General features: G+C 71.0%; 25 protein-coding genes. 11 read left to right on the top strand and 14 right to left on the bottom strand.

The genetic code is table 11. The features are described from left to right. Window positions 1-71: 71 nt before the first annotated feature. A complete protein-coding gene (locus ACIBH1_RS05150; RefSeq protein WP_397312302.1) occupies window positions 72-788 on the top strand; it encodes a TetR/AcrR family transcriptional regulator in 717 nt (238 codons plus the stop codon). On the opposite strand, the gene ACIBH1_RS05145 is transcribed toward ACIBH1_RS05150, so the two are convergent. From ACIBH1_RS05145 to ACIBH1_RS05130, 4 genes are read right to left on the bottom strand one after another with little or no spacing between them, the layout of a single operon-like run. Continuing rightward, complete coding sequence (locus tag ACIBH1_RS05145; RefSeq protein WP_397312301.1) at window positions 733-1365, bottom strand: nitroreductase family protein; 633 nt, start codon at window positions 1363-1365, stop codon at window positions 733-735. The genes ACIBH1_RS05150 and ACIBH1_RS05145 overlap by 56 nt on opposite strands. Beyond that, the gene (locus ACIBH1_RS05140; RefSeq protein WP_397312299.1) at window positions 1362-2120 is read right to left on the bottom strand and encodes an SDR family NAD(P)-dependent oxidoreductase; all 759 of its coding nucleotides are present in this window, start codon (window positions 2118-2120) and stop codon (window positions 1362-1364) included. Before ACIBH1_RS05140 ends, ACIBH1_RS05145 begins: the two co-directional genes overlap by 4 nt. 10 nt (window positions 2121-2130) lie before the next feature. Next, window positions 2131-4491 carry an ATP-binding cassette domain-containing protein gene (locus ACIBH1_RS05135; RefSeq protein WP_397312298.1) on the bottom strand — a complete coding sequence of 787 codons (2361 nt, stop codon included), beginning with the start codon at window positions 4489-4491 and terminating at the stop codon, window positions 2131-2133. 44 nt (window positions 4492-4535) lie between these two features. Beyond that, window positions 4536-5249 (bottom strand): VOC family protein, encoded by a 714-nt coding sequence (locus ACIBH1_RS05130; RefSeq protein ID WP_397312297.1) that lies wholly within the window; start codon window positions 5247-5249, stop codon window positions 4536-4538. A 123-nt stretch (window positions 5250-5372) separates the two neighbouring features. Between ACIBH1_RS05130 and ACIBH1_RS05125 the strand changes: the two genes are divergently transcribed. Beyond that, entirely contained in the window at window positions 5373-5945 is a 573-nt protein-coding gene (locus ACIBH1_RS05125) for a dihydrofolate reductase family protein (protein ID WP_397312296.1), read from the top strand. 10 nt (window positions 5946-5955) lie between these two features. Continuing rightward, window positions 5956-6363 carry a PPOX class F420-dependent oxidoreductase gene (locus ACIBH1_RS05120; RefSeq protein ID WP_397312295.1) on the top strand — a complete coding sequence of 136 codons (408 nt, stop codon included), beginning with the start codon at window positions 5956-5958 and terminating at the stop codon, window positions 6361-6363. Between the two features lie 54 nt (window positions 6364-6417). On the opposite strand, the gene ACIBH1_RS05115 is transcribed toward ACIBH1_RS05120, so the two are convergent. The 4 genes from ACIBH1_RS05115 to miaA are packed head-to-tail and all read right to left on the bottom strand — an operon-like array spanning window position 6418 to window position 11206. Beyond that, complete coding sequence (locus ACIBH1_RS05115) at window positions 6418-8697, bottom strand: tetratricopeptide repeat protein (RefSeq protein ID WP_397312294.1); 2280 nt, start codon at window positions 8695-8697, stop codon at window positions 6418-6420. A 19-nt stretch (window positions 8698-8716) separates the two neighbouring features. After that, entirely contained in the window at window positions 8717-9472 is a 756-nt protein-coding gene (locus ACIBH1_RS05110) for a hypothetical protein (RefSeq protein WP_397312293.1), read from the bottom strand. A gap of 50 nt (window positions 9473-9522) precedes the next feature. Continuing rightward, on the bottom strand, window positions 9523-10335 hold the full coding sequence (gene dapF / locus ACIBH1_RS05105) for a diaminopimelate epimerase (RefSeq protein WP_397312292.1): 813 nt from the start codon (window positions 10333-10335) through the stop codon (window positions 9523-9525). Further along, window positions 10307-11206: a tRNA (adenosine(37)-N6)-dimethylallyltransferase MiaA gene (miaA, locus tag ACIBH1_RS05100; protein ID WP_397312291.1), complete on the bottom strand. Its 900-nt coding sequence runs from the start codon at window positions 11204-11206 to the stop codon at window positions 10307-10309. The genes dapF and miaA overlap by 29 nt, the downstream gene beginning before the upstream one ends. 80 nt (window positions 11207-11286) lie before the next feature. On the opposite strand from miaA, the gene ACIBH1_RS05095 reads away from it, so the two are divergent. Then, window positions 11287-11655 carry an antitoxin gene (locus ACIBH1_RS05095; RefSeq protein WP_397312290.1) on the top strand — a complete coding sequence of 123 codons (369 nt, stop codon included), beginning with the start codon at window positions 11287-11289 and terminating at the stop codon, window positions 11653-11655. Here ACIBH1_RS05095 and ACIBH1_RS05090 read toward each other — a convergent pair. Then, window positions 11652-12146 carry a methylated-DNA--[protein]-cysteine S-methyltransferase gene (locus ACIBH1_RS05090; RefSeq protein ID WP_397312289.1) on the bottom strand — a complete coding sequence of 165 codons (495 nt, stop codon included), beginning with the start codon at window positions 12144-12146 and terminating at the stop codon, window positions 11652-11654. The two genes, ACIBH1_RS05095 and ACIBH1_RS05090, sit on opposite strands and share 4 nt — an antisense overlap. 1 nt (window position 12147) lies before the next feature. On the opposite strand from ACIBH1_RS05090, the gene ACIBH1_RS05085 reads away from it, so the two are divergent. Next, on the top strand, window positions 12148-13035 hold the full coding sequence (locus ACIBH1_RS05085; RefSeq protein WP_397312288.1) for a ribonuclease Z: 888 nt from the start codon (window positions 12148-12150) through the stop codon (window positions 13033-13035). Here the strand turns inward: ACIBH1_RS05085 and ACIBH1_RS05080 are convergent. The 3 genes from ACIBH1_RS05080 to ACIBH1_RS05070 all read right to left on the bottom strand — a co-directional run bounded on the left by ACIBH1_RS05080 (window position 13022) and on the right by ACIBH1_RS05070 (window position 15213). Continuing rightward, window positions 13022-13693 (bottom strand): hypothetical protein, encoded by a 672-nt coding sequence (locus ACIBH1_RS05080; protein WP_397312287.1) that lies wholly within the window; start codon window positions 13691-13693, stop codon window positions 13022-13024. The two genes, ACIBH1_RS05085 and ACIBH1_RS05080, sit on opposite strands and share 14 nt — an antisense overlap. 87 nt (window positions 13694-13780) lie before the next feature. Then, window positions 13781-14518, bottom strand: coding sequence for an isocitrate lyase/phosphoenolpyruvate mutase family protein (locus tag ACIBH1_RS05075; protein ID WP_397312286.1), 738 nt, complete (start codon window positions 14516-14518; stop codon window positions 13781-13783). Between the two features lie 173 nt (window positions 14519-14691). Continuing rightward, window positions 14692-15213, bottom strand: coding sequence for a hypothetical protein (locus ACIBH1_RS05070; protein ID WP_397312285.1), 522 nt, complete (start codon window positions 15211-15213; stop codon window positions 14692-14694). A 167-nt stretch (window positions 15214-15380) separates the two neighbouring features. On the opposite strand from ACIBH1_RS05070, the gene ACIBH1_RS05065 reads away from it, so the two are divergent. Continuing rightward, window positions 15381-15800: a hypothetical protein gene (locus ACIBH1_RS05065; RefSeq protein ID WP_397312284.1), complete on the top strand. Its 420-nt coding sequence runs from the start codon at window positions 15381-15383 to the stop codon at window positions 15798-15800. On the opposite strand, the gene miaB is transcribed toward ACIBH1_RS05065, so the two are convergent. Then, entirely contained in the window at window positions 15797-17266 is a 1470-nt protein-coding gene (gene miaB / locus ACIBH1_RS05060; protein ID WP_397312283.1) for a tRNA (N6-isopentenyl adenosine(37)-C2)-methylthiotransferase MiaB, read from the bottom strand. The two genes, ACIBH1_RS05065 and miaB, sit on opposite strands and share 4 nt — an antisense overlap. Before the next feature lie 188 nt (window positions 17267-17454). Here miaB and ACIBH1_RS05055 point away from each other — a divergent pair, with 188 nt between their 5' ends. Genes ACIBH1_RS05055 through ACIBH1_RS05035 form a run of 5 tightly spaced genes read left to right on the top strand, consistent with a single transcriptional unit; the run spans window position 17455 to window position 22554 of the window. Then, window positions 17455-18183, top strand: a complete 729-nt coding sequence (locus ACIBH1_RS05055; protein WP_397313083.1) for an amino acid ABC transporter ATP-binding protein — start codon at window positions 17455-17457, stop codon at window positions 18181-18183. Window positions 18184-18195: 12 nt separating this feature from the next. Next, window positions 18196-19056, top strand: coding sequence for a transporter substrate-binding domain-containing protein (locus ACIBH1_RS05050; protein WP_397312282.1), 861 nt, complete (start codon window positions 18196-18198; stop codon window positions 19054-19056). A gap of 59 nt (window positions 19057-19115) precedes the next feature. Then, window positions 19116-19784: an amino acid ABC transporter permease gene (locus ACIBH1_RS05045; protein ID WP_397312281.1), complete on the top strand. Its 669-nt coding sequence runs from the start codon at window positions 19116-19118 to the stop codon at window positions 19782-19784. Next, window positions 19781-20686: an amino acid ABC transporter permease gene (locus ACIBH1_RS05040; RefSeq protein ID WP_397312280.1), complete on the top strand. Its 906-nt coding sequence runs from the start codon at window positions 19781-19783 to the stop codon at window positions 20684-20686. Before ACIBH1_RS05045 ends, ACIBH1_RS05040 begins: the two co-directional genes overlap by 4 nt. 38 nt (window positions 20687-20724) lie before the next feature. Next, window positions 20725-22554: a S9 family peptidase gene (locus ACIBH1_RS05035; protein ID WP_397312279.1), complete on the top strand. Its 1830-nt coding sequence runs from the start codon at window positions 20725-20727 to the stop codon at window positions 22552-22554. 12 nt (window positions 22555-22566) lie between these two features. Here ACIBH1_RS05035 and rny read toward each other — a convergent pair whose 3' ends face one another. Further along, window positions 22567-24177 (bottom strand): ribonuclease Y, encoded by a 1611-nt coding sequence (gene rny / locus ACIBH1_RS05030; RefSeq protein ID WP_397312278.1) that lies wholly within the window; start codon window positions 24175-24177, stop codon window positions 22567-22569. Window positions 24178-24346 lie beyond the last annotated feature (169 nt).

The following is a 24346-nucleotide window of genomic DNA, read 5'->3' as shown; positions in this document are numbered from 1 at the left end:
AACGCGTGGCGCAACACTGTTGTCAACAGTGTTGCGCTCTCCGGATGCCGAACCGATACAATGGCGCGATCATGGCAACGAGGACCAAACGCTCCGGCAGCCAGCTCAGCCCGGACCAGATCATCGAGGCCGTTCTGCGCATCGCCGAACGCGGCGGATCGGACGCCTTCACCGTGCGGCGCCTGGGCGAGGAGCTGGGCGCCGACCCCACGGCGATCTACCGGCACTTCCGCGACAAGGACGAGCTGCTGTTGTCGGTCGCCGACCGCGCCTTCGGCGAGGCGATCGACGGCATCCCCGCCGGGCTCGGCTGGAAGGACCGGCTGCGCGCCCTGGCTGCGGGCTCGCTGCGGGTGGCGCTGAAGTATCCGGTCGTCGTCTCCATGACCGCCAGCCGGACGACCCGGCGGGAACGCGAGTTCCTGATCGTGGAGTTCATCCTGGAATGCGTGCACGAAGCCGGGCTTCAGGGGGCCGAGGCCGCCCTGCTCTACCGCTCCTTCGGCGACGCCCTGCTGGCCTTCATCGGGCAGACCGCCGCCTTCCGGCTGTTCGACCCCGACGTGCAGGCCGGCGACCTGGCGGCCTGGGCGCGGGAGTACCGCACCCTGGACCCGGCCAGGTTCCCGCACATCACCCGGCTCAGCGACGAGCTCGCCGCCGTCGACGAGCAGGAGATCTTCGACGTGCGGGTCGAGGCGATGGTGTCGGAGATCGAGAGACGGGCGGCGCTCACCAGCCGTCGACGTGCAGCACCTGCTCCAGCGGAGCCCTCGGAGCCGGCTTGAAGCCCTCCCCCGTGTAGTAGGCGGTCGGGATGAGCGCCGCCTGGTGCACGCCGTCGGGCAGGCCCAGGATCCCGGCCACCTCCGCCTCGTGGCTCAGGTGCAGCGTGGTCCACGCCGTGCCCAGACCGCGGCCGCGGGCCGCCAGCATGAAGCTCCACACGGCGGGGAGCAGCGAGCCCCACAGGCCCGCCTGGTTGCCGGGCGGCAGCGGATGCCCGGTCCGCAGGCACGGGATCACCAGCACCGGCGCCTGCCCCATCCGGTCGGCCAGGAACTCCACGCTGTCGTGCACCCGGCGCTGGACCCGGCTGCGCTCGGGATCGTCGGCGAACAGCTTGCCCGCCGCGCCCTCCGACTCCAGGTAGGCGTGGCAGGCCTTGCGGTAGACCTCGCCGACGGCCGCCCGCTTGTCCGCGTCCATGACCACCAGCCACTGCCACGACTGCCGGTTGGAGCCGCTCGGCGCCTGGAGCGCGATCGTCAGGCACTCCTCGATCAGCTCCAGCGGGACGGGCCTCGACAGGTCGAGCCGCTTGCGGACGGTGCGGGTGGTGGTGAGGAGCTCGTCAGGTGTCATGTGATCAGGATTCCCCCGTCGACGGGCAGGACCACACCCGTGACGTAGGAGGAGGCGTCGGAGGCCAGGAAGATCGCCGCGGCGACCAGCTCCGTGGGGTCGCCCGCACGCCCCATCGGCACCCGCAGCTTCAGCGTCTGCTCCAGGTAGCCCGGGTTGTACTGCTCGGTCATCTCCGAGGCGAAGAAGCCCGGCTCCAGGCAGTTCACCCTGATGCCGCGGCGGGAGGTCCACTGCTGCGCCAGGTCGCGGGTCAGCCCGATGACGCCCGCCTTGGACGCGCTGTAGGCGGCCTGCGGCAGCCCGGCGGTCGTCTCGCCGAGGATGCTGCCGATGTTGACGATCGACGAGCCGGGACGCATGACCTTGGCGCAGGCCTGGGCCATCCAGAAGGTGCCGTGCAGGTTGACCTCGACGACCCTGCTGAACTCCTCGGGCGTCTCCTTCAGCGCCGGCACCGCCGTACCGACGCCCGCGTTGTTGATCAGCACGTCGACGGCGCCGAACCCGTCCATGGCCGCCTGGACCAGGCCCTGGCACGACTCGGGGTCGGCCACGTCGGTCTCCACGGCCACGCATCGCCTGCCGGTCTCCTCGACCAGCCGCTTCGTCTCCTCCAGGCGGTCCTTGCGCCGCGCGCCGATGGCGACGTCGGCGCCGGCCTCCGCCAGACCCCGGGCGAAGGCCACGCCCAGGCCGGAGGAGGCTCCGGTGACTATCGCTACTTTGCCGTCCAGGCGGAATCGTTCGAGCATGGAGGGATTCTTACCTGTCGCCCCGTGAGGGGAAAGCACCGCCCCCGCCAAGCCACTCCCTGAGGTAGGGCCCGGTACGGCTGGCCGGATCGGCGGCCACCTCGGCGGGAGTGCCCTGGGCGACGACCTGCCCGCCCTCGTCGCCTCCGCCGGGGCCCAGGTCGACGAGATGGTCGGCGACGGCCAGGACGGCCGGGTCGTGCTCGGCCAGCACCACGGTGTTGCCCGCCTCGACGAGCGCCTCCAGCTGCCGCATCAGCACGTCGGTGTCGGCCGGATGCAGGCCGCTGGTCGGCTCGTCGAGCAGGTAGACCGTGTGGCCGCGCCCGGTGCGCTGGAGCTCGGAGGCGAGCTTGACGCGTTGCGCCTCGCCGCCGGACAGCTCGGTGGCGGGCTGCCCGAGCCGCAGGTAGCCCAGGCCGACCTGGCGCAGGGCGCGCAGCGGACGCTCGGCCGCGGGCACGTCTCCGAGGAATGCCGAGGCGTCGTCCACGCTGAGGCCGAGCACCTCGGCGATGGTCTTGCCCCGGTAGCCGATCTCCAGCGTCTCGGGGTTGTAGCGGGCGCCGTGGCAGTCGGGGCAGGGGGCGTACGTGCTGGGCAGGAAGAGCAGCTCGACCGAGACGTAGCCCTCGCCCTTGCAGGTCTCGCAGCGGCCGCCCGGCACGTTGAAGGAGAAGCGGCCCGCGTCGTAGCCGCGTTCCCTGGCGGTCTCGGTGGCGGCGAAGAGCTTGCGGACCACGTCGAAGAGGCCCGTGTAGGTGGCCAGGTTGGAGCGCGGGGTGCGGCCGATCGGCTGCTGGTCGACGCGGACGATCCGGCCCGTCGCGTGCTCGGCCAGCTCCTCCATCAGGCTGCTCTTGCCGGAGCCGGAGACGCCGCTGATCACCGTGAGCACGCCGAGTGGCACGTCGGCGTCGAGGCCGCGCAGGTTGTTGCGGCAGGCGCCGCGGACCTTGAGCCAGCCGTGCGGCCGCCGGGGCTCGCGGGGCGCGGGGCGGCGGTCCTCGAACAGGTGGCGCCCGGTCACCGATGCGGAGACGTCGGCCAGGCCCTCGACGGGGCCGCTGTAGAGCACCCGACCGCCGTGCACGCCCGCGCCCGGCCCGATGTCGACGATCCAGGTGGCCTTCCGCAACACCTCCAGGTCGTGCTCGACGAAGAAGACGCTGTTGCCCGCCGATCGGAGGCGCTCCAGCACCTCGACCAGCGCCTCGATGTCGGCCGGATGGAGCCCCGCCGACGGCTCGTCGAGCACGTAGACCACGCCGAACAGGCCGGAGCGCAGCTGGGTGCCCAGGCGCAGGCGCTGCAACTCGCCGCCGGACAGGGTCGGCGCGGGACGGCCGACCGCGAGATAGCCCAGGCCCAGCTCCGACAGGACGTCGAGGCGGGCGACCAGATCCTTGCTCAGCACCCCGGCAGGGCCTTCCGCGCCCGTGTGGGGACGCAGGAGCGCGGCCAGGTCGCGCAGGGGCATCGCGGCCAGGTCGGCGATGCCGTACCCCTCGAAGGTGACCGCCAGCGCCTCGGGCCGCAGCCGCCTGCCCCCGCACACGGGACAGGGGTCGGCGTGCAGGAACCGCTCGGCGCGGCGGCGGGCCGAGTCGCTCTTGGAGTCGGCGAAGGCGTGCAGGACCAGGCGGCGCGCGCTGGAGTAGGTGCCCTGGTAAGGGCGCTGGATGCGGCCGGGCTCGCGCTCGGGATGCACGGTCACGACCGGCTGCTCGTCGGTGAAGAGGATCCACTCGCGCTGCTCGGCCGGCAGGTCCCGCCACGGCACGTCCAGGTCGTGGCCGAGCACCGCCAGGATGTCGCGCAGGTTCTTGCCCTGCCAGGCGCCCGGCCAGGAGGCGACGGCGCCCTCGCGGATGGTCAGCCCCGGATCGGGAACCAGGGAGTCCTCGGTGGCCTCGTAGACCACGCCCTGGCCGTGGCAGCGCGGGCAGGCTCCCACGGCGGTGTTGGGCGAGAACGAGTCGGAGTCGAGGCGCGGCGCGCCCGGCGGATAGTGCCCGGCGCGGGAGAAGAGCATGCGCAGCAGATTGGACAACGTCGTGATCGTGCCCACCGAGGAGCGCGCCGAGGGCACCGACCTGCGCTGCTCCAGCGCCACGGCGGGCGGCAGGCCGGTGACCGAGTCGACGTCGGGCACGCCCGCCTGCTGCAGCAGCCGGCGGGCGTACGGTGCGACGGACTCCAGGAAGCGGTGCTGCGACTCGGCGTAGAGCGTGCCGAAGGCCAGCGACGACTTGCCGGAGCCGGAGACGCCGGTGAAGGCGACCAGGGCGTCGCGCGGGACGTCGACGTCCACGGCGCGCAGGTTGTGCACGCGACTGCCGCGGACACGGACGTACTGGTCGCGATCCATGCTCAGAGCGTAGCCGTGCGTGATCGGTCCGGCGTCGGGCGGGTTTACGGGTAGACGCAGAACTCGTTGCCGTCGGGGTCGGCCATCACCACGTGGGCCACCTGGCCCTGGCCGATGTCGAGCCGGGTCGCCCCGAGGGAGATCAGCCGCTCGACCTCGGCGTCGAGATCGCCGCCAGGCCCGGGGGTGAGGTCGAAGTGCAACCTGTTCTTCCCCGTCTTCTCGGCGACGGGCGGGCCACCCCACGTGATCTTCGGCCCGCCGTGCGGCGAGCGGATCGCGGTCTCCTCGTCCTGGTCCCAGACCAGCGGCCAGCCGAGCGCCTCGGCCCAGAAGTAGCCGACCGCCTGGGTGCCGTCGCTCGCGAGCGCCCCGATGAAGCCGCATTCGGCGAGGAACTTGTTGCCGGGCTCGATGACGCAGAACTCGTTGCCCTCCGGGTCGGCCATCACCACGTGATCCACCTCGCCCTGGCCGATGTCGAGGTGGCTGCCGCCCAGCTCCAGAGCCTTGGCGACCGTGCGCCGCTGGTCCTCCAGGGAGGTGCTGGTCAGGTCGAAGTGGGCCTGGTTCTGGCGGTTCTTCTGCTCCTTCGAGGGCAGGAAGCGCAGGCGGAAGCCGGTGTCGTCGCCGGGGAGCAGGGTGATGCCGCCGTGGGGGTCGTCGGCGCTCTCCCAGCCGAGCAACCCGGCCCAGAAGCGGGCGAGGCGGGGTGGATCGTTCGCGTCGAAGCTGAGCGCGATGAGCTGTGCGGTCATCCTGCGAGGCTATTCACCGGGCGGGCCGGGGTGCCAACGCATTTCCGGTCACGGCCGTGGCGCCGATGAGTTTCGACGCCGGGCCCGGTCAACCACGAGGAACCCCGATGAAAGGAGCCTCTGATGGAACCCATGGACAACCCTCCGGAGCGCCAGACCGCCGCGGGCAAGGTGCTGTGGCACTTCACCATGTCGCTGGACGGGTTCGTCGCCGGGCCAGGCCACGCCATGGACTGGATGACGGGCTTCACCTCCCGCCCCGGCCTCATCGAGGAGTACACCGAGACGACCGGCGCCGTGCTCGGCGGCCGCAGGGGCTGGGACGCCTTCCCCCATGCCGACGCCATCTACGGCGGAGCCTGGAAGGGACCGCTCTTCGTCCTGACCCATCATCCGGAGGACGCCCAGCCCGCCGAAGGGGTGACCTTCCTGAGCTGCGACGTGGCCGAGGCGGCGCGGATCGGGCTGGAGGCCGCCGCCGGCAAGAACCTCGAGGTCTTCTCGCCGACGATCGGGCGCCAGCTCCTGGAGCGCGGGCTGATCGACGAGATCGACCTGCACATCGCGCCGGTGCTGCTAGGCGACGGGGTGCGGCTGTTCGACAATCCGGGGGGCGCGCCCGTGCGCCTCGAACTGCTCAACGGCAGCGAACGGACGGCGGAGGTGTTCGTGCGTTATCGCCCCGCCCCTGCGTAGTCTGGCGATCATGAGTGTTCGTCTCAGCGACTCGGCGCGGAAGATCATCGGCGCCCCGAACATCGGCATCCTGGCCACCCTCAACCCCGACGGCAGCCCGCAGACCTCGGTGGTGTGGGTCGGCGTCGACGGTGACGACGTCGTCATCTCCTCCGCGGCCGGGCGGCGCAAGGTGGTGAACCTGGAGCGGGATCCGCGCGCCAGCCTCAGCGTCTTCGACCTGACCGACCCCGAGCGCTACGTGGAGGTGCGCGGCGTGGCCGCCGTCGCGGTGGACGAGGGCAGACGGCTGGCCGTGGAGCTGGCGGAGCGGTACGAGGGCGCCGGGGCAGGCGAGAGCTACCTGGCCTTGCCGCCCGACGTGGTGCGGGTGGCGATCCGGATCACGCCGCAGCGGGTGGTCGACCGGATCCGCTGAGCGCAGACGGCGAAGGAGGGGCCATCCGCCGGATGACCCCTCCTTCTGGAGGGATTAGAGGCCGTACTCCTTCACGATGCGCTCGTGGCGCTCCACCTCGACGTCGATCTCGCGGGCGAGGTCGAGCCAGGCCAGCGGGTGCGACCAGCGCTCGGTGGCGTCGTCGAGCAGCGCGTCGACCTCGGAGGCCGACACCCCGGGCGGCACCGCGACCCAGCCGTAGACGCCCGGCAGCCGCTCGCCGCTGCCCGGGTGGGTGACGGTGTAGTTGTCGTCGCTGTAGACCCACATCGGCCAGCCGCGCTCGGCCATGACCTCGGTGAACTCCGCCCAGTCGGACTCCGACGGCGCGGCGCCGTCGAAGAAGTAGCTGGTGTAGCCGCCGGGCCGCAGGATGCTGACCGCGGCGAAGGGCGGCACGAAGTTCTCGCGCTCCTCGGCGCTGTCGGGCACCGGCTCCAGCAGCTGCGGGTCGAAGACGATGAGGTCGCCGGCGTTGTACTCCATGCCGCGCGGCTGCGGCAGCGCCAGGCGGGCGGACGCGGGGCCGGTGCGGATGGACAGGATCTGGCGCTGGCTGCCGTCGGGCGCGGGCAGGATGAGCCGGATGAGACCCATCTCCTCCTCGATCGGCCCCTCCGTGGAGGAGATCGGCATGCCGATCTTGGCGGCGCCGGCGCGGACGATGTCCCAGTCCTCCGCGGAGGTCGCCATGACGATCATGCGCCAGACGTCTTCCTCGGTGGTCTCCTCGTCGTCGAGGACGTTGAAGAGGACCGTGGCGGCCTTGGCGTTGTCGCCGATCTGCTGCAGCGAGCTGGCCAGCAGGCGTCGGGCGGAGATGCCGCCGCCGTTGGTGACGGCGTGCTCGGCCTCGCCGATGGCCTCCTGCCAGCGCTCGCGCGCGGTGTGCAGGCGGGCCAGGGTGGTGTGCTTCTGCACGTGGGGCAGCAGGCCGGCCAGCTGCTCGAGACGCTCGTCCTGGCGCGCCTCGATGAGGAGGGTGGCCAGGTAGGTGACGTCTTCCGGGTCGGCCTGGGCGATGTCGCCGTCGTCGACGAGGAGCTTCCAGTAGATGTCGGCGCCGTGGGCGGGGTAGCCGAGGAAGCCGAGGGTGGTGGTGTGGCGGCGGGTGGCCTCGATGTCGGTGCCCGACAGCGGGGAGAGCCACTCGACCCACTTCTCGGGGTCGGCGTTGAAGCCGTCGGCGGCGTCGAACTGGCCGACGCGGTCGTCGAGCGGGCCGGGCGCCTGGGGCGGGGTGGCGCCCTCGGCGGCGGTGCGCAGCTCGGCGACGCGCTCGGAGGCGCCTTCCGGAGAGCGCAGCTCACCGGCGAAGGACTCGGCCAGGTCGGCCAGGAGCTTGGCCTGCCACACGCCCTGGCGGGCCAGGGCGAGGTGGCCGGCGATCACGGCGAGCTCGAAGCGGGCGTGGTAGCCGCCCATGGTGGAGAAGTAGTCGATCCACTGGCGCAGGACGCGGCCCAGCTGCCAGGTGTTGGTGATCTGGGCGGAGGAGGCCAGCTTGGAGACGGCCTGGCTCCACTCGACGAAGACGCGCGGGTGCTCGCCCACCACGTCGAGGTCGGGCAGCGCGGCGACCGACTCCTCGATGCGGCCGAGCTCGGCCAGGATGAGCGCTCGTCGTACGCCGTCGCGGTGCTGCTTGGCGACGGGGTCGTCGGCCTGGAACTCGGTGGCGGCCTGGAGCGCGTCGAGGGCGGCGTCGGCGCGGCCGGCGACCAGCAGCGCGCGGGCGCTCTCGGCGCCCAGCTCCCAGCTGGCCTCGCGGCCGGCGCCTCGCAGGCGCTCGACGGCCGACTCGGCGTAGGCGACGGCCTCGTCGGCGCGGCCGGCGTCGATCAGCGCGGCGACGTACTGCGTCACGATGCCGCTGTAGGCGATCGAGTCGGGCGCGACGTCGAGCGCCGGAGTCAGCTTGGCCAGCCGGTCGTCGGCGTAGCCGGGCGCGTCGGCGTTGGCCAGGGTGACGACGAGCGCCTCCAGGGCGGCCGGGGCCGCCGGGCAGTCGCGCACGTCTTCGCGCTCAGCGAACGCCACCAGCTGCTCCGCGTCGCCGATCGCGACCGCGCCCTGGGCGCGGTCGCCGATGCGGCCGATCAGATGCCAGTAACGGGCGTAGAACTCCAGCCACGGCTGGCCCATGGCCTCCGCCTGCTGCGCGATGGCGGGCGCCACCACGTCGAGCTGCGCGTAGCGGCCCTGATAGGCCTGCGCGGGCAGGTCTCCCAGCGCCATGGCGAGCGGGGCCTGGCCCGCTTCGGAGAGCTGCTGCTGGGTTTGGCCGACCCACGACCAGATGTCCACGTCCATGGGCAGAAAGTCTGCCAGGTCAACGGGCATGCCCCAAACGCAGGAGCTCGATGAGTTCGTCGCGTTCCGTCTCAGTAAGCACTTCGAAGGACGGCGCCATGAGATCGTCGGTCCGTTCCTCCACCTCCCGCCTGCGCTCGAGCACCTCGGGCGTGATCGTCGGGTACGGCTCGGGCCATTCGAAGAATTTCGCCATCATCTCCCCGGTGCTGTTGCCGAAGGGCGTGCCCGAGTGGTCGGCGGAGAGCGTGGCCTCCAGCGGGGTCAGCCCCGAGGCGATGACGGCGGCGGTGTGCAACCCGCCCCGTAGCTCGCGCACGACGTGCAGGAGTTGCGCGGCCCTGGCGGGCGCGTCGTCGGCCAGGGGTACGGCACGCCAGCCGGCGAACAGCGGGGCGGCGAGCGGCGAGGCGGCCTCGACCACCCTCTCCAGCAGTGCGGCGATTCTGGCGCAGCCGTCGAGGCCGCCGAGCCTGCGGCGCCCCCAGTCCTGGCAGATGCCGGCGTAGAGGGCGACGGCCTGCTCGACCGGGATCTTCCTGCCGCCTTCCCAGTTGGGGACGACGTGGTCGGCGGGGAAGTAGTGGGCGATCGACATGATCACGTCGGCGTGCGTCTCGCCGATCACGCCGCAGCGTCCGCGGAAGTAGAGCTCGCGCGGTCCGAGTTCGTACTGCTCGCAGATCGCCTTGGCCTCGCGGGAGATCATGAAGCCGCCACCGAGGACGCCGATCGGTCCCTTGACAGAGGCTGCCGTGGTGCGCGGATCCGCCATGCCGTACCTCCTGGATTCGGGAAACGAACCCAGGATCTCCTAACAGAACATCATTCGGCAATAGCCAGTTCGCCGGCGGCGACGATCACCGCGGGGCCGGCCAGGAAGCTCGTCTCCTCGGTCAGGGTGACCGTGAGCGTGCCGCCGAGGACCTCGACGGTCCACTCGCCGGTGCTCTCCCCCGCCAGGTGGGCGGCGGCCACGGCCGTGGCGACGGCGCCGGTGCCGCACGAGCGGGTCTCGCCCGAGCCGCGCTCGTAGACGCGCATGACGGCCCTGCGCGGGCCCACCGGGTTGAGCAGCTCGACGTTGACCCCCTGCGGGAAGACCCCGGGGTCGAAGCCGGGCTGGTGGCCGAGGTCGAGCTGGGCGACGGGGTCGCCGATCACGCAGGCCAGGTGCGGGTTGCCCATGTCGACGTGGAGCCCGGTGTATTCGTGGCCGGCCACCGACGCGACGCTCTCTCCCAGCACGCGGGGCTTGCCCATGTCGGTGGCGATGTCGCCGCTCTCACCGGCCCGGACGCCCCGCAGGCCGCCCCTGGTGGCGATGGCGAACGAGCCCGGCTCGGCCAGACCGGCGTCGATCAGGTAGCGGGCGAAGACCCGCGTGCCGTTGCCGCACATCTCGGCCATGCTGCCGTCGGCGTTGCGGTAGTCCATGAACCACTCGGCCTGGCCGGACAGATGGGCCACTTCTTCGGAGGTCTTGGTGCGCACCACGCGAAGCACGCCGTCGGCGCCGATGCCTGCCCGGCGGTCGCAGACGCGGGCGATCAGCGCGGCGGAAAGGTCGAGCTCGCCATCGGGATCGGGCAGGATGACGAAGTCGTTCTCAGTGCCGTGCCCCTTCAAGAACCTCATGAGCCAAGCCTAGGAGGTCGGGCGAGTCGTACGGCAGCCAGACCACCCTGGGGTCACGCCTGAACCACGACTCCTGGCGCCGGGCGAAGCGGCGGGTGGCCCTGATCGTCTCGTCGAAGGCCTGCTCCTCGGTCCACTCCTTGTCGAGGAATCTCAGGATTTGGGCGTAGCCGAGCGCCCGCGACGCCGTCAGCCCCTCCCTCAGGCCGGGCAGCAGCGACTCGACCTCGGCCACCAGCCCCGCCTGCCACATGCGCTCGACCCGCAGCGCGATGCGCTCGTCGAGCTCGGGCCGCGGCACCTGCAGCCCGATCTGCACGCTGGGATAGACCGCCTCGTAGGAGGGCATCGTCGCCGAGAACGGCCGCCCCGAGAACTCGATCACCTCCAGCGCCCGCACGATGCGCCGCCCGTTGGAGGGCAGGATCGACTCGGCGGCCACCGGGTCGAGCTCGCGCAGCCGCGCGTAGAGCTCGTGGGCGCCCTTCTCGGCCAGCTCCGCCTCCAGGCGTGCCCGGACCTCCGGGTCGGTGCCGGGGAACTCCAGGTCGTCGAGGGCGGCCCTGACGTACAGCCCGCTGCCGCCGACCAGGATCGGCGCGGCGATCGTGTCGAGCAGCGGCCGCACCCGCTTCTGGTACTCCGCGACACTCGCCGCCTCCGTCACCTCCCAGATGTCCAGGAGGTGATGAGGTACGCCTTTCATCTCGGAAACGTCGAGCTTTGCCGTACCGATGTCCATTCCTCGGTAAAGCTGCATCGAGTCCGCGTTGATGCATTCGCCCCCCACGGACAGGGCCAGATCCACGGCGAGATCGGACTTTCCTGCGGCGGTGGGACCCACGACGGCGATTACTGGCTGCTGACGCACACCGATAAGTGTGTCAAGGATCGGGGTATGAAGGTGACGGCGGCTCGGGGGGGCCGTCATTCAACACATCGGGGGATGTCATGTCGATCTTCGACAAGGTCAAGGAGATGTTCGGCGGCGCCACGGACAAGCTGCAGAACGTCCCGGAGCAGGCGAAGAACGCCGCCGACGACACGATGAACAAGACGCAGGACGCCGCCGGCCAGGCCAGGGACGCCACGACCGACGCGGCGCAGCAGGCGAGGGACTCCGTCCAGGACGCCGGCCAGAACACCGGCAACATGATGGACGACCTGCGCAACAAGGCCGAGGACATGGCCAACCAGGGCATCGACTCGACCCGTAACATGGCGAGCGAAGCCACCGGCGGCAAGTTCGACGAGCACATCGACAAGGGCGCCCAGATGGCCAAGGACGCCGCCGACAAGATCGACGGCAAGCAGGGCTAGAGGTCGAGGAGCGTTGGCTGCAGGTAACCCTCGTGGGTGAGCAGCCAGCGCTTCGTCTCCACGCCCACGCCGCCGCTGAAGCCGCCCAGACCGGTGCCGCTGATCACGCGGTGGCAGGGCACGAAGATGGGGATCGGGTTCGAGCCCATGATCGAGCCGATCCCCCGCGGCGGCACGCTGGTGCCGCTCAGCTTCGCCAGCTCGCCGTAGGTGACCGCGGTGCCGTACGGCACGCCGTGCAGGGCCTTCAGGACCGTGCGGCGGCTGCCCGACGTGAGCCGCCAGTCGATCGGCGTCTCGAAGTGACGCAGGTCGCCGTCGAAGTAGGCGCGCAGCTCGGCGACCACGCCCGCGGCGCGCGCCGGGTCGTCGGCCGTGTCGATCGGCAGCTCCAGACGGCCCCAGCCGCTGGCCACCAGGCCCTCCTCGGACACCGCCACGACGAAGGGCCCCACGGGGGTGTCGACCTCCGCGTATGTCACTGTGTCCATCATGTCCTCGCGAGAACTCGTCATCCTGGGCACGGCAAGCGCGGTACCCACCAGACACCGTAACCACAATGGGTACTTTCTGCGCTGGGACGGCCAGGGACTGCTGTTCGACCCGGGCGAGGGCACCCAGCGCCAGCTCGCCCACGCGGGGCTGAGCGCGAACGACATCCACTGGATCTGCGTCACCCATTTCCACGGCGACCACTGCCTCGGCGTGCCCGGCATCGTGCAGCGCATCGCGCGCGACCGCGTCGCGCACCAGGTCAACGCCGTCTTCCCGGCATCGGGATCGCGTCACTGGAAGGCGCTGCGTCACGCCAGCTCCTTCATGGACACCGACGTGATCGCCGAGCATCCCGTGTCGGGCGACGTCGCCGCCGTGCCGCCGCTCACCGCGATGCGCCTGTCGCACTCCATCCCGTCGTACGGCTACCGCCTCCAGGAGCCCGACGGCCGCCGCATGCTCCCCGGCGAGCTCAGGGCGCGCGGCATCCACGGCGCCGACATCGGCCTGCTCCAGCGCACCGGCGAGCTGCACGGCGTCACCCTGGAGGAGGTCAGCGAGCACCGGCCGGGGCAGAGCTTCGCGTTCGTCATGGACACCCGCCTGTGCGACAACGTCTTCGCCCTCGCCGACGGCGTCGACCTGCTGGTGATCGAGTCCACCTTCCTCAGCTCCGAGCAGGCCCAGGCCAAGGAGCACGGGCACCTGACCGCCTACGAGGCGGGCCAGGTGGCCGCCCGCGCCGGAGTGGGCACGCTCGTCCTCACCCACTTCTCCGAGAGGTACGGCCTGGACGAGGAGCCCCGGTTCCTCGCCGAGGTGCGCCGCAGCTTCGGCGGCGAGGTCGTGCTCGCGCGCGACCTCATGACGGTCAAGCTGCGCTAGCGGTCCAGGCGGCCACGGTGTAGCCGACGCCGTACGGCGCCAGGTCGGCCAGCAGGCGCCCACGGTAGGCGCCCTCGCCCGCCGCCCCGGCCAGCACCTGCAGCGCCGCCCTGCCGCCCACCCAGAGCCGCGCCGCCTCCTCGGGGTCCATCGCGGCCAGCGCCGCGGCGTCCCCCTCGGCCAGGGCCTTGGTGAGCTTCTCCTGGTACGGCAGGGCGGCGGGGTCGAGGAAACCCGGCGACTTCTCGGTCAGGCAGGCCGAGCCGTCGGCCATGACCAGCAGCGCCAGCCGCTCCCCCTCGGCCAGCGACGCGCCCAGCCGCACGGCGTCGCAGGAGTCGTCGACCGCCTGGAAGCCGTCGGGGTCGCGCCCCAGCAGCCAGCGGCCGATCGTGAGCGACAGCGGCAGTTCGGGCTCGCCCTCCCCCGCGCGCACGTCGACGCCCCAGGGGCGCAGCGATCCGGCCGCCTGCCCGCCGTACCGCCGGACGCTCGGGCCCGCCCCGACGACGAGCAGCACGTCGTGGTCGGCGGCCAGCACGGTGCCGAGGGCGGACGCGCAGGCCGCGCGCAGGCCGTCGAGTTCGGGGGCGGCGGCGCCGGCCAGCTCGGGCACGATCAACGGCGGATGCGGGCATACGGCCGCGGCGACTAGCACCAGCCCATCTTACGAAGATCTCGTCAGCGGGCGGTGTAAGGGTCGCGGCCGCCGTTTCGGGGTGCGGCCCGTTCTACGACGATCGGTTCAGCGGGCCGCGTAGGGGTCGCGGCCCTCCTTGACGGCGGCGATCAGGCGCTTGGCGTAGGTGTGCGCGGCCAGGTGCAGGCCGTGGCCGTAGCTCACGCGCGCCACGCCGAGCGCCGCGAGGTCGGTCAGATCGGGCACACCCGGGCGGAACAGGACGTTGACCGGGCCGCCGACCTCCCGCACGAAGGCGCCGATCTCCTCCGGGTCGCCGAGCCCGATCGGGTATACGCAGTCGGCCCCCGCCTCCAGGTAGCGGCGTCCGCGCTCGACCGCGTCAGCGCGCTCCTTGGAGCCGTGGATGTAGGTGTCGACGCGGGCGTTGATCACCAGGCCGTCGCCGGCGGCCTTTCTGACCTCGGCGAGGAAGCTCGCCTGCTCGTCGACGGCGACCATCGTGTCGTGGCGGGAGTCCTCCAGGTTGCAGCCCGCGGCTCCCGCCCCGCGCAGGCGCTCGGCCAGTTCGGCGGGCCCGAGGCCGTAGCCGCGCTCCACGTCGGCGGTGACCGGGACGGTCGCGATCCTGGTGATCCTGGCGATGGCCGCGAACATCTCGTCGGGCGGGGTCTGCTCGCCGTCCTCGTAGCCGAGCACCGCGGCCACCGCCGCGCTGCCGGTGGCCAGCGCGGGGAAGCCGGCCTCCTGGACGGCCAGAGCCGAGGCGGCGTCCCAGACGTTGGGCAGGATCAGCGGGTCACCCGGCACGTGGAGGGCGCGCAGGACGGCGGCGTTCGTCATGTCCTGGACGCTAGGACGCTCGGGCGGCGCCGCCCCATGGCCAATGGACGACGAAAGCCGGGATCCACTTGCGCCACGGGACCACCGCGCGCGACGGCCAGGCGATGCCGCTCGGCCGACGCCGGCCAGCCGATGCCGCACAGCCCGTGGCGGTCAGCCCAAGCCGCGGTGGGTCAGCCGCAGCCGGTGGTGGCGCATTCGCCGCCGACCATGCCCGCGGGGCCGTCGGCGGGGCCGGGGTCGGCGGCCGGTTCGGTCGGCTTGGTGGTGCTGCCACCGCCCGAGTCGCCCGAGTTGTTCTGGCTGGTCGAGCCGTCGCCGGAGCCGGTGTTCTCCTGGCCGCCGCTGCCGCCGCTGTCGCCCTCGCCGTCACCTCCGCCGACGTCCACGGTCACGCCGTCCTGCGGCTGGGCGTCCTCCTGCGGGTCGCCCTTCTGGCCCTCGGAGCCGTCCTCGGCGGGCGCTTCCTGCTCGGCTTCGCCGGACGGGGTCGTCTGGGTGCCGGTCACCGGGCTGCCGGCGGCCGGCTTGTCGCCGCCCGCCACGGCGAACCCGATGCCTCCGGCGGCGAGGAGGGCGGCCACCACGGCACCGGCGATGACGAGGGTCTTGGTGTTGTTCTGCTTCTTGCGCGGCCGAGGGTCGTCCGCGGGTCCGGCCAGGACGTCGAGGCGCTCGGGATCGTGGCCTTCCATGAAAACAGCTCCTGCGTCGGGATCAGGGGAAAGCTCACCGGCACATGCAGGTGATGGACCACACTAGCCGCATAAGTGCAATGCCCGCGCACCAATCACGAAGGAATCACGACTTGTCCCGCTTTGATGGCATCCACCCAGGTCGGCGGCCCTGGATGGCGCCCCTGGTGAGCGTGGGAATCGTCGTCGCCGTGGCGATCCTGGGAATCTCCTGTGCGTTTCTCGGATCGGAAAGCGCGGCTATCGATGATCGGCGCAATTCGCTCACCGTTTCGCCAGGCGGCGAGCCGGGGCGCCAGTCGGGTGGGCTGGGGCACCGGTGGGGCGGGCCGATCGCCGCGCCCGAGGGCGGGCCGGGGCGTCATTGGGACGGGCCCGTGGCCGCGCCGGTGCATCGCTGGGTGCGCGTCGTCCCGGCCCCGCCCGGGCCCGCGGCGAGCACGACCCGTCGCAGCGCCGGCCGTCCGCCCACCCCGACGCGCGCGGGAGAACGGCCGCGCACGCGACGGGGACTCCCCGACCCGTGCGCGACCTTCCGCGACATGCGCAGGGACTACTGCTACGAGGTGCTCGACAGCCTCGGCTAGGAGCAGGGTGTGGAGACCGGCTCCAGGGGTGCCGGGCGTCCGATCGAGGGCATGCCGAGCATGACGCCCGGTGCCGCGGTCGCGGCCGCGCCCTGGCGGGCCTGCCAGGCGTCGCCCGCGCGGGTGCGGCGCACCACCGGGGTACGGCCGTCGGCCACCAGGTGGTGGGGCGCGGCGTAGGTGACCTCGACGGTGACCATGTCACCGGGGCGCGGCACCTCGTCGCCCACGGCGAAGTGCACGAGCCGGTTGTCGGGGGCGCGCCCCGAGAGCCGGTGCGTGGCTTCGTCCTTGCGGCCCTCTCCCTCGGCGACCAGCACCTCGAGGGTACGGCCGAGCTGCTTCTTGTTCTCGGCCCAGGAGATCTCCTCCTGCAGCGCGACCAGCCGCTCGTAGCGCTCCTGCACGACCTGCTTGGGCACCTGGTGATCCATGGTCGCCGCCGGGGTGCCGGGGCGGATGGAGTACTGGAAGGTGAAGGCGTTGGCGAAGCGGCTCTGCCGTACGACCTCGAGGGTCTGCTCGAAGTCGGCGTCGGTCTCGCCGGGGAAGCCCACGATGATGTCGGTGGAGATGGCGGCGTCGGGCATGGCGGCGCGGACCCGCTCGATGATGCCCAGGTAGCGCTCGGCCCGGTAGGAGCGGCGCATGGCCTTGAGCACGGTGTCGGAGCCCGACTGCAGCGGCATGTGCAGCTGGTGCATGACGTTGGGAGTCTCGGCCATGGCGGCGATGACGTCGTCGGTGAAGGCGGCCGGGTGCGGCGAGGTGAAGCGCACGCGCTCGAGGCCCTCGACGGAGCCGCAGGCGCGCAGCAGCTTGCCGAACGCCAGCCGGTCGCCGAACTCGACGCCGTAGGTGTTGACGTTCTGGCCCAGCAAGGTGACCTCGAGCACGCCCTGGTCGACCAGGGTGCGCACCTCGTTGAGGACGTCGCCGGGGCGGCGGTCCTTCTCCTTGCCGCGCAGCGACGGCACGATGCAGAAGGTGCACGTGTTGTTGCAGCCGACCGAGATCGACACCCAGGCGGCGTAGGCGGACTCGCGCTTGGTGGGCAGCGTCGAGGGGAAGACCTCGAGCGACTCCTTCAGCTCGACCTGGGCCTCGCCGGCGATGCGGGCGCGCTCCAGCAGCACCGGCAGCGAGCCGATGTTGTGGGTGCCGAACACCACGTCGACCCACGGCGCCTTGCGGACGATCTCGCCCTGGTCCTTCTGGGCCAGGCAGCCGCCCACGGCGATCTGCATGCCGGGGTTCTTCACCTTGGCCGGGCGAAGGTGGCCGAGGTTGCCGTAGAGCCGGTTGTCGGCGTTCTCGCGCACGGCGCAGGTGTTGAACACCACCACGTCGGCCTGCTCACCCGCGGGGGCGGCGACGTAGCCGGCGTCCTCCAGCAGGCCGGACAGGCGCTCGGAGTCGTGCACGTTCATCTGGCACCCGTAGGTGCGCACCTCATAGGTCCTCATGGCACTTACAAGGGTAGGCGCTCGCGGGGTTTGCGCGAGCCGTACGGGCTTCTCACTCATGATCAGGGTCAACTGTGCACATTACGGCTTTGACATGCCGTGATCTGATTGGGACCGGTCAGTTAGTGACCAGAACACCTGGGCCCTCTACGTTGTGATCCATGACGGACAACGGTGACGCGACCCCGCTGGTCCAGATGGAGGGCGTCAACAAGCACTACGGGGCGCTGCACGTTCTGAAGGACATCAACCTGACGGTCTCGCGCGGCGAGGTCCTCGTGGTGATCGGTCCGTCCGGTGGCGGCAAGTCGACGCTCTGCAGGACGATCAACCGGCTCGAGACCATCGACGGGGGCACGATCGTCTTCGACGGGCGCGAGCTGCCCGCCGAGGGCAAGGCGCTGGCTGAGCTGCGCTCCGAAGTCGGCATGGTGTTCCAGTCGTTCAACCTCTTCGCGCACAAGACGATCAGGGAGAACGTGACGCTGGGGCCGACCCGGGTGCGGAAGATCGCCAAGGACCAGGCCGACAAGCGGGCGATGGAGCTGCTCGAGCGGGTGGGCATCGCCAGCCAGGCGGACAAGTACCCCGCGCAGCTGTCCGGCGGACAGCAGCAGCGTGTGGCGATCGCCCGGGCACTGGCCATGGACCCGAAGATGATCCTGTTCGACGAGCCGACCTCCGCACTGGACCCGGAGATGGTCCAGGAGGTGCTCGATGTCATGATCGGACTGGCTCGTGACGGCATGACGATGGTGGTCGTCACGCACGAGATGGGGTTCGCGCGCAGGGCGGCGAACCGGGTGGTGTTCATGGCCGACGGCCAGATCGTCGAGGAGAGCACTCCCGACGAGTTCTTCACCAACCCCAGCACCGACCGGGCCAAAGACTTCCTGTCCAAGATCCTTACGCACTGAAGGGCACAACAGATGAGCATTCGTCGGATCGGCGCCGCTGTGGGCGCTGCCGGCCTGCTGGTAGCGGGCCTGGCGGCCTGCGGCGGCGACAAGACCTACGCCAGCGTGTCGGACAAGGTCGCCGACGGCGCGACCATCGTCGTCGGCACCAAGTGGGACCAGCCCAGCCTCGGCCTGAAGAAGGGCGCCGAGCCGGAGGGCTTCGACGTCGACGTCGCCAAGGCCGTGCTGAAGGAGATGAACGGCGGCAAGGACGCCGCCATCGAGTGGAAGGAGTCGGCTTCCTCCAACCGCGAGCCGTTCCTGGCCAACGGCACCGTCGACATCATCTTCGCGACGTACTCCATCACGAACGCGCGCAAGGAGAAGGTCACCTTCGGCGGGCCGTACGTGATCGCCCACCAGGACGTGATGGTCCGCAAGGACGACACCTCGATCGCCTCCCCGCAGGACCTCAAGGGCAAGCGCATCTGCAAGGCCGCCGGCTCCAACTCCTACAAGCGCATCACCGACCCGCCCCCGGACGGCGAGCTCGACCTCGACGCCACGACGGTCGACGCGGCCAACTACTCCGAGTGCGTGCAGAAGCTCACCGGCAGCAACCTCGACGCCGTCACCACCGACGACCTGATCCTGGCGGGCTTCGCCAAGCAGGCCGGCGGCAACTTCAAGGTGCTCGGCCAGGGCTTCACCGACGAGAAGTACGGCATCGGCCTCAAGAAGGGCGACACCAAGACCTGCGAGGCCGTCAACGCCGCGGTGAAGAAGCTGTGGGACAACGGCACCATGAAGCAGCTGCTCGACAAGTGGTTCGGCGGCATCGAAGGACTCAAGCTCTCCGAGTCCGCGCCGCCCGCCGAGGGTTGCGCCTAGGTCCAATCTGACGCGGCGGCCGGGATCCCGGCCGCCGCTGTCCTATGCGGTGGAGCACAATGGACGAACTTCTTGAATACGGCCCCTTCCTGGCCGAGGGCTTCCTGGAGAACATCAAGCTCTCCCTGGTGGGCTTCGTGGTGTCGATGGTCCTGGGCACCGTCCTAGTGATCATGAGGGTCTCGCCCACGCCTGTCCTGCGGGCCGCGGGCACGATCTACGTCAACGTGGTGCGCAACACCCCGCTGACGCTGGTGCTGGCCTTCTCCGCGCTGGGGTTGAGCGACACCCTGGGCCTGGCCTTCTCCGACGTGCCCCGCACCAACTCCTTCTGGGTCGTCGCGATGGGCCTGTCGGCCTACACGGCGGCGTTCGTCTGCGAGGCGCTGCGCGCCGGCATCAACACGGTGCCGATGGGCCAGGCCGAGGCCGCCCGCGCCATCGGGCTGACCTTCATGCAGACGCTGACGATGATCGTCCTCCCGCAGGCCTTCCGCGTGGTCATCGCCCCGCTGGGCAGCGTGGTGATCGCGATGATCAAGAACACCACGGTCGCGACCGCCGGCGGTTACCTCGCCGATGCGGCGGCCAACATGAAGGAGGTCTTCGACACCACGGGCGCCTCCATCCCGATCTTCCTCGGCATCGTCGTCGCCTTCATGGCCGTGACGCTCCCGATCGGCTTCTTGACCGGGTGGCTGGCCCGGCGTCTGGCGGTGGCACGATGAGCACGAGTGTCCTGTTCGACGCGCCCGGCCCGCGCGCCAGGGTGCGCAACCACCTGCTGACCGTCGTCAGCGTCCTGCTCGTGGCCGCGGTCCTGTGGTTCGTCTACCAGGGCTTCGACGCCAAGAACCAGTGGGAAGGCAAGATCTGGGAGCCGTTCCTCCAGGCCACCACCTGGACGGACTTCGTCATCCCCGGCCTGCTCGGCACCCTCAAGGCGGCCGGCGCCGCCGCGGTGCTCGCGCTGGTCTTCGGCGCGGTCTTCGGACTGGCCAGGCTCTCCGACCACAAGTGGATCCGCGTGCCCGCGGGCGCGGTCGTGGAGACCTTCCGCGCCATCCCGCTGCTGCTGCTGATCTTCTTCATCTTCTACCTGTTCCCGACCGTGTTCGGCGGCGGCGACTACGCCTTCATCTCCGTCGTCCTGGGCCTGATGCTCTACAACGGCTCGGTGCTGGCCGAGGTCGTGCGCGCGGGCGTGCGCTCGATCCCCAAGGGGCAGTCGGAGGCGGCCTACGCCGTCGGCATGCGCAAGAACCAGGTCATGCGCCTGGTCCTGCTCCCGCAGGCCGTCACCGCGATGATGCCGGCGATCGTCAGCCAGCTCGTGGTGCTCCTGAAGGACACCGCGCTCGGCTACATCATCGCCTACGTCGACCTGCTCAACATGGGCTTCAAGATCCTGCCCGCTGCCTTCTTCGGCTCGCTCATCCCGGCCGCGATCGTCATCGGCATCATCTACGTGGGGCTCAACATGGCGCTCAGCGCCCTGGCCACGTGGCTGGAGCGGCGCAGCCGCCGCAGCCGCAAGTCGATCGTGCCGCCGATCGCGCCGCCAGGACCCGCCGCCGTGGGCATGGGCACCGGCACTCCGGGGGCCAGTGCGCTCGAAGGCATGGAATAGGACCTGCGAAGGCGGTGACTTTCGGGCAGGATGCGGCTATGCCGCTGACCCCCTGGGCCTCTCCGATCTCCACCACCGACGTCGCACGATCCGGCCTGCACCTTGGCTGGCCGACCGCCCGTGACGGGCAGGTGTGGTGGACGGAGGACAGGCCCGACGAGGGCGGACGCTCGACCATCATGCACAGGGCCGCCGACGGCACCCGCACGGAGCTGCTGGCGGCGCCCTGGAGCGCCCGCACGCGGGTGCACGAGTACGGCGGGCGGCCCTACGCCGTCGCCCCGTCCGGACAGGTGATCTTCTCCAACGCCGCCGACCAGCGTCTCCACCTGGTCGGCGGCGGCGCGCTGACCCCCGACGACGGCTGCCGCTACGCCGACCTGCTCGTCCACGGCGACGACATCTGGGCCGTGCAGGAACGGCACCACGACGACGGCAAGGTCACCCGCTCGATCGTCTCGATCCCGCTCGCCGGCGGCGACCCCGTCCAGCACGTCAGCGGCAGCGACTTCTACGCCTACCCCACCCTCTCCCCCGACGGCGAGCACCTGGCCTACATCTGCTGGAACCACCCCCGCATGCCATGGACCGGCACCGAGCTGCGTCTGACCCGCCTGTCCGACGGCAACTCCTGGACCGTCAAGGGCGGCATCACCGAGTCCGTGCTCGCCCCGCAGTTCCGCGACAACTCGCACCTGTACGTCATCTCCGACTGGTCGGGCTGGTGGAACCTCTACCAGATCAGCATCTACGGCACCTCGTCGCAGGCGCTCTTCCCCGCCGAGGAGGAGTTCGCCTGGCCGCTGTGGAACCTGGGCGGCCTGCCGTACCTCATCCTCGACGACGGCCGCCTGGCGGTCCTGCACGGCCAGGGCGACCTGCGCCTGGGCCTGCTCGACCCGGATTCGGGCAGCCTGACCGACCTCGACGTGCCCTACTCCGGCTGGCTGCCGGCGCTCGCCGCCGACGGCAGCTCGCTCATCGGGGTCGGGTACGGCGCGGCGATCCCGACCTCGCTCGCCCGCGTCGACCTCGTCACCGGGCGCGTCGAAGGGCTGCGCCGCGGCATCGAGGAGCTCCCCGACATCGCCTACCTGCCGGCGGCCGAGGCGGTGGAGTTCACCGGACGCTTCGGGCGCCGGGTGCACGCCTACCTCTACCCGCCGGCATCACCCGACGGCGTCGTCGATGACGCTCCGCCGTACGTGGTCTTCGTGCACGGCGGGCCGACCGCGCACGCCGGCACCGCGCTGGACCTGGAGAAGGCCTTCTTCACCTCGCGCGGCATCGGCGTCATCGACGTGAACTTCGGCGGCTCCACCGGGTACGGCAGGGCCTACCGGGAACGGCTGCGCGGCCAGTGGGGCGTCGTCGACGTCGAGGACACCATCGCGGCCGCCGAATGGCTGGCCTCCGAAGGCCTGGCCGACCCCAAGCGCATCGCCGTGCGCGGCGGCAGCTCGGGCGGGTGGACGGTCATGGCCGCCTGCTGCCGGTCGCGGGCGTTCGCCGGAGGCGTGTCCTATTACGGCATCAGCGCGCTCGCGCCGCTCAACGCGCACACCCACGACTTCGAGTCGCGCTACGTGGAGTGGCTCGTGGGGCCCGACGACCCCGGCCTGTACGCCACGCGCGAGCCGCTCGCGCTGGTGGACGGGGTGGCCTGCCCGATGCTGCTGCTCCAGGGGCTCGACGACCCCGTCGTGCCGCCGGAGCAGTCGTCGGGGTTCGCCGAGGCGCTGGCCGAGCGGGGGGTGCCGTGCACGTACCTGGCGTTCGAGGGCGAGTCGCACGGGTTCAGGCGCACGGAGACGCGGGTGGCATCGCTGGCGGCGGAGCTGGCCTTCTACCAGCAGATCTTCGATTAGCGAGATCGGGGGTCAGCGGGCGAACTCCGTCGCCCGTGACTCCCTGACCACGGTGATGCGGATCTGCCCCGGATAGGTCAGTTCCTCCTCCACCTGCTTGGCCATGTCGCGGGCGATCACCTGCGCCTGGATGTCGTCGATGTTCTCCGGCTTGACCATGATCCGGATCTCGCGCCCCGCCTGCATCGCGAAGACCTTCTCGACGCCCTCGTAGGAGGAGGCGATCTCCTCCAGCCGCTCCAGGCGCTTGACGTAAGCCTCCAGCGACTCCCGGCGCGCGCCGGGGCGGCTGCCGCTGATCGCGTCGGCCGCCTGCGTCAGCACCGCCTCGACGGTCCTGACCTCGACCTCGTTGTGGTGCGCCTCGATGGCGTGCACCACGTCCTCGCTCTCGCCGTACCTGCGGGCGATCTCGGCGCCGATCAGCGCGTGGCTGCCCTCCACCTCATGGGTGAGCGCCTTGCCGATGTCGTGCAGCAACGCGCACCGCTTCATCAGCGCCGCGTCCATCTTCAGCTCGGCCGCCATGATGCCCGCGATGTGCGCCGACTCGATGAGGTGCTTGAGCACGTTCTGCCCGTAGGAGGTGCGATACCTGAGCTGGCCCAGCAGCAGCGTCAGCTCGGGGTGCATGTCGGTGATGCCCAGCTCCACCAGGGCGTCCTCGCCCGCCCGCGCGCACAGGTCCTGCACCTCGGCCTTGCTGCGCTCGTAGGCCTCCTCGATGCGCTGCGGGTGGATGCGGCCGTCGAGGATCAGCTTCTCCAGCGTGAGCCGGCCGGTCTCCCTGCGAACCGGATCGAAACACGACAACAGGACGGCCTCCGGCGTGTCATCGATGATCAGGTTCACCCCCGTCGTCGACTCGAACGCGCGGATGTTGCGGCCCTCCCGGCCGATGATCCGCCCCTTCATCTCGTCGCCGGGCAGGTGCAGCACGCTGACGACCGACTCCGCCGTCTGCTCCGCCGCGATCCGTTGTACGGCAAGCGTCACGATCTTGGTCGCCCGCTTCTCGCCCTCCTTGCGCGCGTCGCTCTCGATCTCGCGGATGATCAGCGCCGCTTCACGCTTCGCCTGGTTCTCGATGTCCTTGATCAGCTCGTTCTTGGCCTGCTCGGAGGTGAGCCTGGAGACCCGCTCCAGCACCTTGCGGCGCTCGCCCTCCACCTCCAGCAGCCGGCTATGCCTGACCGTCAGCTCCTCCTCCGCCTCCGTCAGCTTCCGCTCACGGTCGGACTGGCGCTTGGTCTCCTCGTCGAGCCGCTCCTCGCGCTCGGCCAGGCGGCGTTCCCTGCGCTCCAGATCGGCACGCAGCTCCTTGAGCTCGTGCTTGAGGAGCCGGGACTCCTCCTCGACCTCCAGGCGCAACTGCGTGGCACTCTGCGCGGCGGCCTCGGAACGGCGCAGGATCTCCTCGGCGTCGGACTCCGCCTTGTCGCGGATCCGCCCCGCCTCCAACTTGGCCTGCGTGAGCTCGTCGTTCGCCTCCGCCAACTGCTGTGGGGTCGCCTTGGCCGACTTGGGGGATCCCGTCCTACGGATCACCAGCACCAGCGTCGCGATCGTGGCTACCGCAAGCAGCAGCACCGCCACTGTCAGCACCGGCACCAGCGACTCCATGGATGCCCCGCCCTCCTCGCGCACACGTGGCCCAAACAGGAGGCGTCACAGGCGCGGCGCGGACAGCCCGAACGTTGTCATCTCCAGTTGGAGAGAAAACAAGCCAAGGCGAAACTGGCACCGACTGTGATAGCCGGCGCCTTGCCCGCCTCGGTCACTCAATCGCGTT

The organism is Nonomuraea sp. NPDC050663 (genome assembly GCF_044456985.1).
Classification (GTDB): Bacteria; Actinomycetota; Actinomycetes; order Streptosporangiales; family Streptosporangiaceae; genus Nonomuraea.
Note: the sequence above shows the minus strand (reverse complement) of the source record. Positions and strands in the feature narration are given on the sequence as shown.